At 67.0% G+C, this 13,405-nt stretch carries 18 protein-coding genes and 1 other RNA gene; 9 read left to right on the top strand and 10 right to left on the bottom strand.

Translation table 11 applies throughout. The features are described 5' to 3' along the window. Positions 1-7: 7 nt before the first annotated feature. Together ABZZ22_RS10770 and ABZZ22_RS10765 are read left to right on the top strand one after the other, a co-directional pair. Positions 8-1,060 (top strand): Gfo/Idh/MocA family oxidoreductase, encoded by a 1,053-nt coding sequence (locus ABZZ22_RS10770; RefSeq protein ID WP_354930503.1) that lies wholly within the window; start codon positions 8-10, stop codon positions 1,058-1,060. Positions 1,061-1,121: 61 nt separating this feature from the next. After that, on the top strand, positions 1,122-1,469 hold the full coding sequence (locus ABZZ22_RS10765) for a hypothetical protein (RefSeq protein ID WP_354930500.1): 348 nt from the start codon (positions 1,122-1,124) through the stop codon (positions 1,467-1,469). Between the two features lie 315 nt (positions 1,470-1,784). On the opposite strand, the gene ABZZ22_RS10760 is transcribed toward ABZZ22_RS10765, so the two are convergent. Then, positions 1,785-2,156, bottom strand: coding sequence for a hypothetical protein (locus tag ABZZ22_RS10760; RefSeq protein ID WP_354930497.1), 372 nt, complete (start codon positions 2,154-2,156; stop codon positions 1,785-1,787). Positions 2,157-2,280: 124 nt separating this feature from the next. Between ABZZ22_RS10760 and ABZZ22_RS10755 the strand changes: the two genes are divergently transcribed. Further along, the gene (locus ABZZ22_RS10755; protein WP_354930494.1) at positions 2,281-2,457 is read left to right on the top strand and encodes a hypothetical protein; all 177 of its coding nucleotides are present in this window, start codon (positions 2,281-2,283) and stop codon (positions 2,455-2,457) included. 23 nt (positions 2,458-2,480) lie between these two features. Here ABZZ22_RS10755 and ABZZ22_RS10750 read toward each other — a convergent pair whose 3' ends face one another. From ABZZ22_RS10750 to ABZZ22_RS10735, 4 genes are all read right to left on the bottom strand, one after another. After that, positions 2,481-3,041, bottom strand: a complete 561-nt coding sequence (locus tag ABZZ22_RS10750; protein ID WP_354930491.1) for a hypothetical protein — start codon at positions 3,039-3,041, stop codon at positions 2,481-2,483. Between the two features lie 28 nt (positions 3,042-3,069). Further along, positions 3,070-3,831, bottom strand: a complete 762-nt coding sequence (locus tag ABZZ22_RS10745; RefSeq protein WP_354930622.1) for a GDSL-type esterase/lipase family protein — start codon at positions 3,829-3,831, stop codon at positions 3,070-3,072. 143 nt (positions 3,832-3,974) lie between these two features. Next, positions 3,975-4,901 carry a nucleotidyl transferase AbiEii/AbiGii toxin family protein gene (locus ABZZ22_RS10740; RefSeq protein WP_354930488.1) on the bottom strand — a complete coding sequence of 309 codons (927 nt, stop codon included), beginning with the start codon at positions 4,899-4,901 and terminating at the stop codon, positions 3,975-3,977. Further along, on the bottom strand, positions 4,894-5,628 hold the full coding sequence (locus ABZZ22_RS10735) for a type IV toxin-antitoxin system AbiEi family antitoxin domain-containing protein (RefSeq protein WP_354930485.1): 735 nt from the start codon (positions 5,626-5,628) through the stop codon (positions 4,894-4,896). Before ABZZ22_RS10735 ends, ABZZ22_RS10740 begins: the two co-directional genes overlap by 8 nt. Before the next feature lie 314 nt (positions 5,629-5,942). On the opposite strand from ABZZ22_RS10735, the gene ABZZ22_RS10730 reads away from it, so the two are divergent. Beyond that, positions 5,943-6,416, top strand: coding sequence for a tyrosine-type recombinase/integrase (locus ABZZ22_RS10730; RefSeq protein ID WP_354930482.1), 474 nt, complete (start codon positions 5,943-5,945; stop codon positions 6,414-6,416). 41 nt (positions 6,417-6,457) lie between these two features. Here the strand turns inward: ABZZ22_RS10730 and rnpB are convergent. After that, positions 6,458-6,838: RNase P RNA component class A (gene rnpB, locus ABZZ22_RS10725), an RNA gene on the bottom strand. Positions 6,839-6,963: 125 nt separating this feature from the next. On the opposite strand from rnpB, the gene ABZZ22_RS10720 reads away from it, so the two are divergent. From ABZZ22_RS10720 to ABZZ22_RS10710, 3 genes are all read left to right on the top strand, one after another. Beyond that, the gene (locus ABZZ22_RS10720; protein WP_354930479.1) at positions 6,964-7,389 is read left to right on the top strand and encodes a tetratricopeptide repeat protein; all 426 of its coding nucleotides are present in this window, start codon (positions 6,964-6,966) and stop codon (positions 7,387-7,389) included. A gap of 53 nt (positions 7,390-7,442) precedes the next feature. Next, positions 7,443-7,754 carry a 4a-hydroxytetrahydrobiopterin dehydratase gene (locus ABZZ22_RS10715; protein WP_354930476.1) on the top strand — a complete coding sequence of 104 codons (312 nt, stop codon included), beginning with the start codon at positions 7,443-7,445 and terminating at the stop codon, positions 7,752-7,754. Positions 7,755-7,821: 67 nt separating this feature from the next. Further along, on the top strand, positions 7,822-8,031 hold the full coding sequence (locus ABZZ22_RS10710) for a hypothetical protein (RefSeq protein ID WP_354930473.1): 210 nt from the start codon (positions 7,822-7,824) through the stop codon (positions 8,029-8,031). Between the two features lie 17 nt (positions 8,032-8,048). Here the strand turns inward: ABZZ22_RS10710 and ABZZ22_RS10705 are convergent, their stop codons facing one another. Continuing rightward, positions 8,049-9,263, bottom strand: a complete 1,215-nt coding sequence (locus ABZZ22_RS10705; RefSeq protein ID WP_354930470.1) for a PQQ-dependent sugar dehydrogenase — start codon at positions 9,261-9,263, stop codon at positions 8,049-8,051. 39 nt (positions 9,264-9,302) lie between these two features. Here ABZZ22_RS10705 and ABZZ22_RS10700 point away from each other — a divergent pair, with 39 nt between their 5' ends. Further along, positions 9,303-9,953 (top strand): potassium channel family protein, encoded by a 651-nt coding sequence (locus ABZZ22_RS10700; RefSeq protein ID WP_354930467.1) that lies wholly within the window; start codon positions 9,303-9,305, stop codon positions 9,951-9,953. A 140-nt stretch (positions 9,954-10,093) separates the two neighbouring features. Then, on the top strand, positions 10,094-11,029 hold the full coding sequence (locus ABZZ22_RS10695; protein WP_354930464.1) for a hypothetical protein: 936 nt from the start codon (positions 10,094-10,096) through the stop codon (positions 11,027-11,029). A gap of 18 nt (positions 11,030-11,047) precedes the next feature. On the opposite strand, the gene panB is transcribed toward ABZZ22_RS10695, so the two are convergent. The 3 genes from panB to ABZZ22_RS10680 form a co-directional block, all read right to left on the bottom strand. Further along, positions 11,048-11,917 (bottom strand): 3-methyl-2-oxobutanoate hydroxymethyltransferase, encoded by an 870-nt coding sequence (gene panB, locus ABZZ22_RS10690; protein WP_354930461.1) that lies wholly within the window; start codon positions 11,915-11,917, stop codon positions 11,048-11,050. A gap of 95 nt (positions 11,918-12,012) precedes the next feature. After that, positions 12,013-12,864: a hypothetical protein gene (locus ABZZ22_RS10685; protein WP_354930459.1), complete on the bottom strand. Its 852-nt coding sequence runs from the start codon at positions 12,862-12,864 to the stop codon at positions 12,013-12,015. After that, on the bottom strand, positions 12,861-13,397 hold the full coding sequence (locus tag ABZZ22_RS10680; protein ID WP_354930456.1) for an N-acetyltransferase: 537 nt from the start codon (positions 13,395-13,397) through the stop codon (positions 12,861-12,863). The genes ABZZ22_RS10685 and ABZZ22_RS10680 overlap by 4 nt, the downstream gene beginning before the upstream one ends. Between the last annotated feature and the right edge of the window lie 8 nt (positions 13,398-13,405).

Below are 13,405 nucleotides of genomic sequence, written 5' to 3'. Positions count from 1 at the left end.
GGCTGCCATGGATGCGAATGCGACAACAGAACGCGGGACAGAACGCGCCGGCGTTGCCCGGCTGAGCGAACCACTGCGAGTGGGCGTGGTCGGGGCCGGTGCGATGGGGGCCGATCACGTCCGGACCCTGTCGAGCAGTGTGCCGGCCGCGACCGTGACCCGTGTGTACGACTTGAACGATGAGCGGGCTCTGCTGGCCGCCCAACCGGCCGGTGCCGCTCTGGCTTCCTCTGCCGAGGCACTGGTGGCGTCCAGTGATGTCGACGCGGTGGTGATTGCCTCTCCTGACGCAACGCACGCGGACCTGATCCTCGCCTGTCTGGCCGCCGGTAAACCGGTGCTCTGCGAGAAGCCGCTGGCGGTAACGCCCGAGGCAGCGCTGGAGGTGGTGAGAGCTGAGGTCGCATCAGGCCGGTGCATGATCCAGGTGGGGTTCATGCGCCGCTACGATCCGGGGTTCCTGGAACTGCGCCGAGTCATAGGCGACGGGCAGGTCGGCAGCATCCGCCTGGTCCACGCGGTCCACCGCAATGCGTCCTCGAGCACCAGCCTGGATGACGCAACCCTGGTCAGCGGCTCAATGGTCCACGAGATCGACACGATTCCGTGGCTGCTCGACGACGAACTGGCCGGGATCCGCGTGGAGTCGCCGTTGGTGGAGGGTTTCAGAGATCCCCAGATCGCCACGATGTGGACCCGAGGCGGGGTAATGGCCACGGTCGAGGTCTTCGTCAACGCGACCTACGGTTACGACGTCACATGCGAAGTCGTGGGAACGGGCGGTACGGCCACTCTGAGTCCAGGATCGTCGGTCAGCACCCGTACTACCGGGCGTCAGGAGCACATCATCCGCAGCGATTTCGTGGACTTCTTTAGGGATGCCTATCGAGCGGAACTGAGCGACTGGGTGCACGCGGTCTCCACCGGCACTGTGATGGGGCCGAACGCCTGGGACGGCTATGTCGCCGCAGTTGCCGCCCGGGCCGGCATCCGGTCTTTGGCCAGCGGCCTCCGCGAGCCAATCGAGCCCGGGGAGCGACCGGATCTGTACGCGCCCTGAAGTCGATCGTGCACGCCGCGCCAGAGGAAGTCTGGACGTCTCGAGCCGTGGATGGGAGAGCGTGGACACGATCACCGGGTCGCTGCCGAAGCCGGCCGGAGCCAGCTGGCGGCTGCAGGTGGTCGCGGCGCAGGCCGACGGGGCGGCGGACCTGATGACCAACGCAACCAACATCGCTGCTGTCGGACCCGGCATGCACCAGCGGATGTACCGATCGGCCCACACCCTGGGTAGCGGCGAGGGGATGAGCTACGAGGGGCCGATCCCGGAAATTCGTGGCCGCACTCTGGTGCCACGATCTCGTCGGATCGATGGGCAAGGTCGCCGACCCCGTCAACAATCCCTCGGCCGGTCGACCCCGATTGAGTACGAGACCATCATGACCCCAACCGCCACCCAGGCGGCCTAGCCCCAACTGTCACCAGTTCGTGCAGCAGTCCCTCTCTGGACCGGTCAGCAACCGGACAGTAGAGCACCTCCAAACTGAGATACCAGGTCAGACCGGTGAGAGCGGACGGGCTGGCCTGTAAGCCGGGTTCCATTCCCCCGGAGATGGTTGTTGGTGGCTGTCGATGGAAATATGCGGTTCACCTGAGGAAACGTGATTTCTATCGACGGCTGTCAGCGATCTGGAGTGACTCTCGACCGGACAGTAACCGGACAGTAGACGGTGACTGTGGCGCCGGGCAGCCATAGCGGCGAAAGCTGTCAACGTCCGGCTTCGTCATCGTGATGGTTGACGCTGCTGAGTTCGACCTGACTCTTGTCGCTCTGACAGGTGGAGTATCAGGATGATCTCTACGAACAGCAGCACCCCAAGGGTGGCAATGAGGACGTTGAACAGCATCAAAGGTTCTCTGGAGATGATCAAGAGCGTCGCAGGAAAAGGAATAGCGGTCGCGGCCACAGCGGCGAGGGTGGGCCATGGCGATATCGGAGATCGGCGATGACGCTTGACCCAACGCAGCATCAGTGCATGGGGGGCCACCGCCAGCAATGCCAGCCCTGCGACGCTCAGGCCGAGGAACGCGATCAGCCGAGCCCAGTCGCCGCCGAGACCCGCGAGGACGACCCAGCCCGTGGCCAGCGCCGACACGGTCAGGCACCCAACTACGACAGTTGTGGTGACAATGGTGAGAGCCTCCGCTGCGGGACGCCTCTCGGCCGGCGCTGGTGGAGGGTCAGGTGGCACGGACACGGCGCAACGGTAGAGCATCTGCGTGCTGGTCGCCGTCTTTGACACTGTATTCAAGCGTGCAGCGGCGTGGTCATCCGGGAATGCTTCGGATGACCACGCCCTGGTGAACGTGCTACTTCAAGGCAGGGATACGCCGCCAACCCTCGCCGGAATAGAAGTACAGTTGCTTGTGACGCTCACTCAGTTCGACCTCGAATGACCCCAACGCATTGTTGAAGCCCGTCACCACCGACTCCCGTCGTGCTGCACGTCGACCCGGAACCGCACCCATGCATCTGCCGGCTGTCCGTTGACCGAGGCGCGGGTGTACGCGTTGAGCTGGGTGTGCACGACCGATGCGCCGTTGTCCGGGACATCGGACCTGATCCATGGGCTGACATGTGGGTCGATGTGGCGCCTCGTAACGAGATCTACCTGCGTCGCATGGTCCGCAATCAGGTAGCTATGGAGAGACGTCGGTGCGTCCAGGAGTTGGTCGACTTGGGAAGCAGTGAGTTCGTGGCTCCGGCTGTCCGTAAGGTACTGCGCGGCGAGAATTGCGAAGCGCTCTCCGTACCTCGGCTCAGCCGGGGTACGAGATGCCTCGGTCACCGCATCCCATGCAACAGTGTCGGCCAACGCCTTGACGTTGACATTCGCGAGCTTGTCTTGCTCCACGTTGGTGAAGGAAGTCGCTGCTCCTGGCTCGTGCTGCGTCGGTTTCGCCTCATGGTTCGACGTCGGGTTCACCTCCTGGGTCGACTCTTCCATGTTGGACGAGCACCCGCTGACGAGCACCAGCACCGCCGCGAGCAGGGCGAAGATGCGAGGCCTAGCTCGTGCGGTCGATGAGGTAGTCATTGATGATCATCCCGTAGCGAAGGTGTCCGGCCGGATTCTGGTGAAAGGAATTCTCCTTGGGAGTGCTGACTGCATGGATCCAAGGATTGTCGTCGCAACCGCCATGAGTGCGGAACTCATTCTCGATGCGCACGCCCAGACCCGTCCAAGCGCCACTCTGGGTAGCAGCCCGGTCAATGGCGCCGTTGAGGTGTATGACTCCTCGCCAGATGAAGTTGGCCTCCCCCTGGTCGATGGCGACGCCACAAAACCCTCCCGGCGAGTCGCCAACAGGCGAGGGATACCCCATAGCGATGACGTCGGTGTACGGGAACCGGTCTGCGAGTCGCGAGTACAACGCCGCGAGGCGTTGTTCAGTCAGGTTCACTGTGGAGGTGAAGTCCGCCTCATTCTCTGGGGTATTGCAATTTGATGTGACGCAGCGCCCGAGCCAAGCGGCGAATCCCACATCATTGCCACCGATGCTGACGGTCATCATCTTGGCCGCGTTGGGACTTGCGGACGAGAAATGATCCTCCGCGAGGCCTGCCTGGATGTTGTCGACGTCGGCGATCGCGGCCCCAGAGCAGGCAACGATCCTGCGGTAGGGGCTGTAATACGAGGCCACATGCGAGGACCAACTGTCAGAGGCGCGGACGCACTTCAAGTCGTCGTAGGCATACGGGTCCCGATACATGCCGTTTCCTGCAGCGTAGGAGTCGCCGACGACCGCGTAACTGGCGTTGGACGGGATGCCCTTGGAACGCTTGGTCGCGCCAGTTGCCCATCCGGAGGTCAGGAATCCTCGGCTCGACTGAGTACGGAAGGCGTAGTAGCCCGGTTGGAAACGTCGACAGCAAGGCGTATCTGTCTACGAAATCAGTCAGGCATCGCAGGTCAGAGAATGTCGCCGCGCTGCCACGCCCGGGTTCCCGGATACCAGATGGCGCCAGCCGCAGCGCCGTCGAGCACTGGGTCGATGAAGGAGGCAACGAGGTCACGAGCCTCCTGGACCCTCCGGTAGGCGGAGCAGTACGGCACGGACTTGGCCATCTTGGCGTACGCGGTGCCCCAGGTGGTCGGCACCGTGAAGTGAGCGATCGGCGCCATCTGCCGCAGACGGGTCTCGTGGGCGATGGCGGTGTGCAGCGCGGCTCCGGACACTTCCTGGGTGGTGGCGAGCACGACGAGGTCGACGAGGTCCTTCTCCCTACTGGAGGGACGTCCGTTGTAGGTCGCGATGGTGGCGCAGACCTTGTCGGCGACCTGGTCGACGACGGGGTAGAGACGGTAGGGAGAGCTGGGCAGCCGAGGGAGGCTCAGGCCGCTGGCTGGCGCCGTCGTGGTGACTGGTGCGGTGACGCCGACGCCGATGGCGAGGTCGATGTTGATCTGGGACTTCCGCTGGGCGCCGATGTAGACCTCGAAGCGGACGCGGTAGCCGTCGGTGTAGGGCTGCTCCTCCCCGCCGATGGATTGCTGGTGGCCGGTGTAGACGAACCGGAAGTGGTCGCCCAGGTCCACCTCGGCGAGTCGCCGCAGGTCGGCGAGTGCCTGGTCGAGCGTGAAGCCTTCGCGGTAGAGGTCGATGTCAAGGGTCGAGCGGGTCGACGGGACCCGGGCGAGCATCCCGGTGCCGCCTTTGAGGATCCACTCCGAGTCCTGCCCCTCCGAGAACACCCTGCTGAGGAACCGGCGGAAGTACTCCATCCGGATGCGCTCGTTGATGGTGAGTGACGGGTCGGCCGCGGCAGCGGCGCGGGCGGCGTCCTTGATCGCGGCCTCGACGCCGTTGGCTGAGGAGTATGGCTTGAGATCAGCCAATGTTCTCGACCTTCCTTGCCGCCTCGGCCAGGGCGGCGTACGTGGCTGATCTCGCGATCCGCTGCGTGAGGGAATCGGGATCCAGGCCGGCGCTCTCGAGGAGGCGTCGACACAGACCCGCCCCGTCACCGCGGCGAAGGCCGTTGCTGACAGCCAGCGGCGCGAGCAGGTCGCTGAGGACGTTGATGTCGATCGTGGTCGTGCTCGCGGCGTCACCCAGGACGTCAGCGACGAGGCTGAGGTCGGTGCGGGCCTCGACGAGATCGGTGATGGTCCGCTCGACGGTGGTGACGGGCAGTCCGGCCCTGATCGTGACGTCCCGATCGGAGAGGGAACGCTGGTGGTACCGCAGGTCAGGCCGCTGGGTCTGCTTGCGTTGACTGGTCGTGAACTCGTGTCGGTCGGCGGGCAGATCCCCCAGCGCGTGGAGATGAGCAGCCGACGGGCCGGAGACGACTACCCCTGCTGGGCCATCGCTGAGACGCTCGGCAGCGAGCCGTCCCGGGGCGGTGCTCAGCCAGGCGGCACGGAGATCCTCGAAGTCGTCGCTCGGAACGCCTGCGTGCCTGTAGACGCCATGCGCGAGACGTACGAGATGGCCGGCAGACGCGAGCCGGGACAGGTCGAGTCGGGTCACTCCGTGCATCCTGGCCTGGGCTGCGGTGATCATCCCCCATTGGGAAGACGTCACCTCAGCCACTACCAGCGCCGCTTGACTGGCCTTCATACTTGAAAAGTATCCCTCAGAAAGATACTTTTCAAGCACCTTGGCGCGAAGGCCGTGTTCATCTATACCGAACAACCCACCTATCCCCAAGGTCGACCGTTGACGGGATCGCGTGGATGGGTCAGATGCGACGGTGGTGGAGGTTCCTTCGGCAACGAACAGTAGCCGCGGATGCGCACGTTCGCGGTGCTGAACGGATCGCGCGGGCGCAGGAAGGTGCTCGCGTTGATCTCATCGAGTGCGGTTGGGTCGCGTCCTTGATGGCCGGCCTCCAAGCGGAGCGAATGGGTGCCGGCAGGTTGAGATCGTCCCAAATGTCGATGAGGAGGGCGCCGTCGAGCCAGCGGATCATCTGCTGCGGAAGGCACCGGCGGATCAGGATTTCGTACGCCCGGGTCCGGTCGGTTCGGTCGCGGAGATCCCACTCGTTCTGCAAGAGCGGTCTGATCTTCACCAACTCGTCGGGCAACCCGATCGGCAAGAGCACCCTGTGGATGGCCTGGAACATGGCGGCCAAGAAGGTCAAGACCGACGCGACGCCGCACGACCTGCGGCACTACTTCGCCTCGATGCACATCCGCGCCGGCAGCTCGATCAAGGCGCTCCAAGCCCTCCTCGGGCACAAGAACGCCGCCGAGACCTGGGACACCTACGGGCACCTGATCGGCGACGAGGACGAGACCGTCAGGTCTGTCCTTCAGGCGGCACTCGGCGCCGGGCCGGTGCTCAAATCGGTGCCCGGTTCAAACCCTGCTTTACCTCTAGACCGGACAGTAACCGGACAGTAGAGCACCTCGAAAAGTAAAGCGCCTGGTCAAGCCGGTGAGTGCGAACGGGCTGGCCTGTAAGCCGGGTTCTGTAGTCGGCGACCATCCATCTCGGACCATCGTTGCCGATGGCCTCTAGCAACCTACCCGCGCACTCGGGCGGACCGCCCTCTCGGTGAACTAACACCGTCGTACGCTGTCTGGTCTTGCTCCGGGTGGGGTTTACCTAGCTCCTCGTGTCACCACGAGGACTGGTGGGCTCTTACCCCACCGTTTCACCCTTACCGCTACCTGGAGGGTAGCGGCGGTCTGTTCTCTGTGGCACTGTCCCGCGGGTCACCCCGGGTGGCCGTTAGCCACCACCCTGTCCTGTGGAGCCCGGACTTTCCTCGATGTCTTCACTGAGTGAACAGTGGAGACGACGCGATCGCCCGGCCAGCCCGTCCGCGATCAAAAGTCTAGTGCGCGGCGGGCTCGATAGGCGCATCTGGAGCCGGGGGAGATCTGCGTGCTCCCGTTGTCGGCACGGATGGAATACCATGCAGGGGTATCACGTTCGGAGGGTGTGATGACAGAGAACGAAGAGTTCGAGTACGTAGCCCCTGCAGTTGTCTTCCCCGGTCAGGCCGCGCACGAGGCCGCCTACCGGACGGCCCACGACCTGCTCTCGCGACGCTTCCCGGTGGAGGCGCTCGAGGTTCTGGAGCCGGCGCTGGCAGACGACCCGGACAACATCGGGCTGCGGAGCATGCGAGCGTGGGCCTACATGCTCCGGGCGCAGCTCGCCAAGGCCGAGGCCGAGCTTCGCTGGCTCGTCGAGCGCGACCCGAGCGACGCCTGGAGCCAGCACTCGCTGGGTCGCGTCCTCGAGCGCCAGGACCGTCTCGAGGACGCGCTCGGGCCGCTGCGCCTGGCCGCCGTGATGAGCGACGACTACGACCATCACGCAGCCGTCTACCGCGTACGCAACCGGCTCGCGCAGCGCCAGGAGTGACCTCAGGAGTGGCCCGGATGACGCGGCGACCTCGGCGGTGGCAGGGTGGGGGCATGGAACCTGACACCACGACCCTCACCGCCGAGCAGGTCGCCCAGGAGCAGCTCGAAGGCTGGACGTACGAGACGAGCGGCGAGGCCGACAGCATCGTCGCCCGCGTGGAGACCGGCGACTTCGTCACCGGTCTCGCGCTGGTCAACGCGATCGGGGCGAAGGCCGAGGAGGCCAACCACCATCCCGACATCGACCTGCGCTACCCCTACGTCGAGATCCGGCTCACCAGCCACGACGCCGGCGGCGTCACCAGCCGCGACGTGGCCATGGCGAAGGTGATCAACGCGCTCTCCGCGGAGAGCACGCTCTGATCGCTCACATCCGTCACCTCGACGGAGTTGCCCACCCGAGCATCTCCGAGAACGGTAAGTTGGCGGCATGAGCGACGAGCACGCAGGCGAGTACTACTACTGCCTCAAGCACAAGACCGTCGAGCCGTACGCCGGCTGCAAGGCCAAGGACCGTCTCGGCCCCTACGCCTCCCACGCCGAGGCCTCCATGGCGCTCGACAAGGTGCAGGAGAACAACGAGCGCTGGGACAAGGAAGACAAGGCCTGGGAGGGCGACGCCGGCACCGAGTCCGAGTGAGCCGACCGAGCTGATCCTCAGCGCGGTGTGACGCGGAGCAGGGCGTCCTCGCCGCCGCCGTTGTCGGTGGTGACGAGGAGGTCTCCCTCGGCCGTCAACGAGACCGTACGCAGTCGCCCGTGGTCCTTCATGACCTCGGGCGACCGGTCGTCGGTGAGCTTTCCGGACTCGTCGAAGGCGAGGATCCGCAGCTCTTGGTCCTTGAGCACGGCGACCGCGAGCGCCCCGCCGAAGGCACCCCACCGGTCCTGGACCGGGATGAAGGTGCCGCCGCCGGTGGCGATGGTCGGGTTGCCGGATTCCCAGGCCGCCTCGACCTGCTCGCCGGGCAGGTCCTGGTCGGTCATCGGCACCGACTCGTCGTAGCCGGCGCCGGGGTTCCAGCCGTAGTCGCCGCCGAGGGCGATCTCGTTGACCTCGTCGTCGCGGTCCGGGCCGTGCTCCATCGACCAGATCGTGCCGTCTGCTCGCTCTGCCAGGCCCTGCACGTTGCGGTGGCCGAACGAGGTGACGTAGCGCCGCGGGCCCTCGTCGCCCGCCCACGGGTTGCCCGGCCACGGCTCGCCGGTCTCCGGGTCGAGCCGGAGCGTCTTCCCACCCAGCGAGTCGAGGCTGCGCGGGTTCTTCTCGTCCGCCGCGTCGCCGGTGCCGACCCAGAGCGCCCCGTCGGCGCTGATCAGAAGCCGGCAGCCACCATGTCTCCCGGACGAGGTGGGGAAGCCGTCGATGAGTGTCTGCTCCTGGGTTGCCCGAGTCAGCTCGGCGTCGAGGGTCCAGGAGATGACGCGTACGTCCTTGCCGTCGTTCCACCCCTGGCAGGTGTAGATGCGCCGGTTCTCCTCGAAGTCGGGGTCGATCTCGAGGCCCATCAGTCCGGTCTCGCCGGAGACCCAGATGTCGCTGTCCTCGAGCGGGATCTCGCGCCGCACTCCGTCCTCGATCAGCGAGAGGACCGCCCGGTCGCGCTCGGTGACCAGGAACCGTCCGGCGCCGATGTCGGCGACGTCCCAGGGGTGTTCGAGCTCGTCGTTGACGACCTGAACATCGAGCTGCGGGACCTGGTCGGAGGTCGGCATCACTGCTGGGGGAGCGGACGAGGAGGCGCCGGCGGATGCGCTCGGCGAACCCGACGGATTCAGTGGTGGTGGAGTGGCGGCGGGCATGGGATCGCCACCGCACGCCGCAGTCGAGCCGAGACCGAGAACCAGGACCAGGGCGGCAGCGGCGCGCATGCCTAGAAACTACAGGCGCGGCCCATAGCCTGTGCGGTTATGGCCAACGTGATCAGGTCGATGCGTGACCACCCCTCCGCGGTTCTGCTGCTCGGCCAGGTCGTGGCCGTCCTCGCCTACCCGTTCCTCGACGACTCCACCGGCGGGCGCGCCGGGCTGGGCGTGCTGCAGCTGCTGCTCCTGCTGACAGCGGTTGCGGCGGTACGCCTCACCCCGGCATTCTCCTGGGCCGCCTGCATCTTCGGTGGTCCGGCGATGATCTTCGCAGTATGGGAGTCGGTCGCGCCCGAGACCGGCTGGGTGGTGCTGGCCTCGGCCTTCTTCCACGTCCCGTTCTACCTGTTCGTCTCCTACGCGATGATCCGCTACCTCTTCCGCGACGACGAGGTGACCCGAGACGAGCTCTTCGCAACCGGCGCGGCATTCACGGTGGTCGCCTGGGCCTTCGCCTACCTCTACGCCGCGGTGCAGGTGATCTGGCCGGGCTCGTTCGGTGAGCACCGCCAGTGGTTCGACCTGCTCTATCTCTCGTTCACGACGCTGACGTCGGTGGGCCTCTCCGACATCGTTCCGGTGCTCCCCAACGCCCGCTCGGTCGTGATGATCGAGCAGGTCGCCGGGGTCTTCTACGTCGCCCTGGTGGTCGCTCGCCTGGTCGGGCTCGCGGCCGCCAGGGCCCGACGCGCATAGCTGTCCATGGACAAACTGGTCACTTTGGGCCCGAGCGAATCCTGCGATCGGGCCCAGATCGACCAGTTGATGCGGCGAGTTATCCACAGGTGACCGCAAATGGGATGGCGAGCGTGCAGCCTCCGATACAGGGTGGATGCATGGGGGAGACGACGACGCGACGGGCGCCACGACGGCGGAGCGGCCGCTGGACGATTCTCGGGGCCGGGGTGCGGCTCGCGAGCGATCTCGGTGAGGAGGACCCGGTCTGGGCCCGGATGCGGGCCTGGGCCGAGCGGTTGCCCGACGGCACGGTCTCCACCGGGCTGACCGCGGCAGCGGCGTACGACCTCTGGCTGCCGCCGTTGGCCCCGGACCATCCGGTCGAGATCTCCGTCCCGCTCGGGGTGCGGGTGCGCAGGCCGCAGGTCGAGGTCAGCAGGCATCCGTTGCCTCCGCACAGCCACGGGATCGGCGGCGTACGGATCGCGACGGTCGCCGAGACCGTCCTCGCCGCGGCCCGGCGTCTGGGCGTGCTGGATCTGGTCGTCCTCGTCGACGGCGTGCTCCACGAGAGGGGCTGCACCCGCGAGGAGTTGGAGGAGGTGGCGCGTGGCCGCCGCGGCGGGCCGCGGCTGCGCGCGGCGCTGGCTCTGGCTGACAGCAGGTCGGAGTCACCGTGGGAGTCGCTGCTGCGCATGCTCCATGTGGCGTGCGAGGTGCCGGTGGAGCCTCAGGCCGAGCTGCTCGACAGCACCGGACGGTTCGTGGCACGAGCAGATCTGCTGATCACCGGGACCAGAACCCTTCAGGAGTACGACGGGGCAGTCCACCGGGATCGTGGCCAGTACGCGCGCGACCGCCGCCGCGACTCCCGTCTCGCCGGGGCGGGCTACGTCCGACACGGCTACGTCGCGCCGGACGTCCGCTTCCGCGCCGCGATGATCCTGCGAGAGGCCGACGAGGCGCTCGGACGTCCCTACGACCCGATGCGCCTGGACGCCTGGTACGCCCTGTGGCGCGGCTCCCGATGGGAGCAGGATCCGAGAAGTGGTCAATCTGGGCCCGACGCTGAGCCGGCGGACGGCCCAGATTGACCACTTTGTCGGAGCAGATCAGAAGGTGTGCTCGGGGGCGGGGAAGGTGGAGCCCTTGACGTCGGAGATGTAGGCCTCGGCGCCCTCGGAGAGGACCGACTTCACGTCGGCGTACTGCTTCACGAACCGCGCCATCTTGCCGCTGCGCATCCCGAAGGCGTCCTGCCAGACCAGCACCTGACCGTCGCAGTCGGGGCCGGCGCCGATCCCGATCGTGGGGATGTCGAGCTCCTTGGTGATCTGCGCGGCGACGTCGCCAGGGACCATCTCCATGACGACCGCGAACGCGCCGGCCTCCTGGACGGCCTTGGCGTCGTCGATGATCCGGTCGGAGGTGTCGCCGCGGCCCTGGACGCGGTAACCGCCGAGCACGTGCTCGGACTGCGGGGTGAAGCCGATGTGGGCGATCACCGGGATGCCGCCCTCGACCAGCTTCTTGATCACCGGGGCCATCTCGGCGCCGCCCTCGAGCTTCACGCAGTGCGCGCCGGCCTCCTTCATGAACCGCACCGCGGTCAGGTAGCCCTGCTCCGGCGATGCCTGGTAGGAGCCGAAGGGCAGGTCGCCGACGACCATCGCCCGCTTCACGCTGCGCGAGACCGCACGGGTCAGGGGGAGCAGCTCGTCCACGGTCACCGGAAGCGACGTCTCGTTGCCGAGGACGTTGTTGGAGGCCGAGTCGCCGACGAGCAGCAGGTCGACCCCGGCCTCGTCGAAGATCTGGGCGGAGTACATGTCGTAGGAGGTCAGCATCGTGATCTTGTCGCCACGCTGCTTCATCTCGCGAAGATGATGCGTGCGCACCTTCTTCACAGGCTTCGCGGGTGCATTGCCTGCGACGCCGGAACCGTACGGTGCGGTCTCCTCAGCGGAGTTCGTGCTCATCATCGAGCCTTTCTGGTGTCATCTCGCAGCTCCCTGATGGAGTCCACGGACTACTCCCAGCGTAGGTCCAGTTGAACCCGTACGCGCTGTGGCGGTGATCACTCTCGGGTGAGCTCGGCCTCGAGACCCGCGATCGCCTCTCGATCGTCCTCGGGGTCGCCGTGAGGTCCCGCGAACCGGGTGGCGTACTGGTCGATCTCGTCCAGGCGCCACTCCAGGTCGAAGAGGCCGCCGGGCGCGCGGAGGTCACGATCGGCCGGAGCCAGCATCAGCGACTCCCAGTCGACGAGGACGATGCCGGTCTCGGGGAGGAGCTGGTTGCGTTCGTGGGGCTCGCCGTGGGTGGTCACCCAGGTCGTCGGGTCCTCGGCGTCGGCGAGCCTGTGGTAGGTCGCCGTCCAGGCGGTGATCGCCGGCAGCGCTTCCCGGATCGCAACCCGTGCCCGCTCGCCGAAAGGCCCCTGATCCCACCGGACGGAGATCCGTTCGGCCAGCTCCTCGCTGAACGTCGGCCCGACCAGCGGCCGCCAGCGCCGGATCCCGGCAGGCGGATCGGTCGCGTGCAGCCGCTGAAGAAGGGGTCGTACGCCGTCGGCGACCGCCGGTCGCTCGCCGGTCACCCACGGGGTGGCCGACAGCAGCCCGTCACCGATCGGGACGGTGAAGAGCCCGCTCGACGTCGGTAGCGGAGGGACCACGAACTCCAGCCCGGCCTCGTGGAGCGCGGCGGCGCCGGTGTAAGTGCTCGCCAGCGTCTCCGCGCTGTGGCGCCCCGGCATCGGCAGGTCGTAGGTCACGAACAGCCGCGGCTCGCCGCCTGCGCTCGCGCGCCAGTGCCATGCTCCGAAGCCCACCGGCAGATGCTCGGCACGGTCGACGGCCGGATCCCAATGCGCCCGAACGACGGCGAGCACGTCGGCGTCGTCGATGCCGGCCGGAGGCTCGTTCACAGCCGGTCGAAGGGCGCCGCGTAGGCGAACCTCCCACGGACGGACGGGTCGTACGCCGCCAGCGGCCGTGCCTGGAAGTAGTCGCCCCACGCGGGGTCGGGGGCCTCGATCCCGAGCTCTGCGGCGGGTACGAAGCCGAAACGGCCGTAGTAGTCGGGGGAGCCGAGGAGCACGACGACCTGCTCGCCCAGCGCGTCGGCGGCGCCGAGGACCGCGTGCATCAGGGCCGAGCCGACCCCGGACCGCTGCGTGGCCGGGGACACGCTCACCGGCCCGAGGCCGAGCGCGGGCCGGCCGGCGAGCTCGCCACGCGTACACACCACGTGACCGACCACCTCCCCGTTCATCTCGGCGACCATCGACAGCTCCGGGACCCAGCCGGCGTCCTCACGCAGCCACCCCACCAGCGTCGCCTCCCCGGGCGCCCCATCGGCCTCGACCGATGGAGCCGAGTGCTCCACCTCGGTGAAGGCTGCGGCGGTGACCGCACGGATATCGGCTACGTCCTCGGGACGTTCACGTCGGATCAGCACACGTCCAG

Source organism: Nocardioides sp. NPDC006273, from assembly GCF_040613495.1.
Lineage (GTDB): Bacteria > Actinomycetota > Actinomycetes > Propionibacteriales > Nocardioidaceae > Nocardioides.
This window is presented reverse-complemented; position numbering and strand designations above follow the sequence as displayed.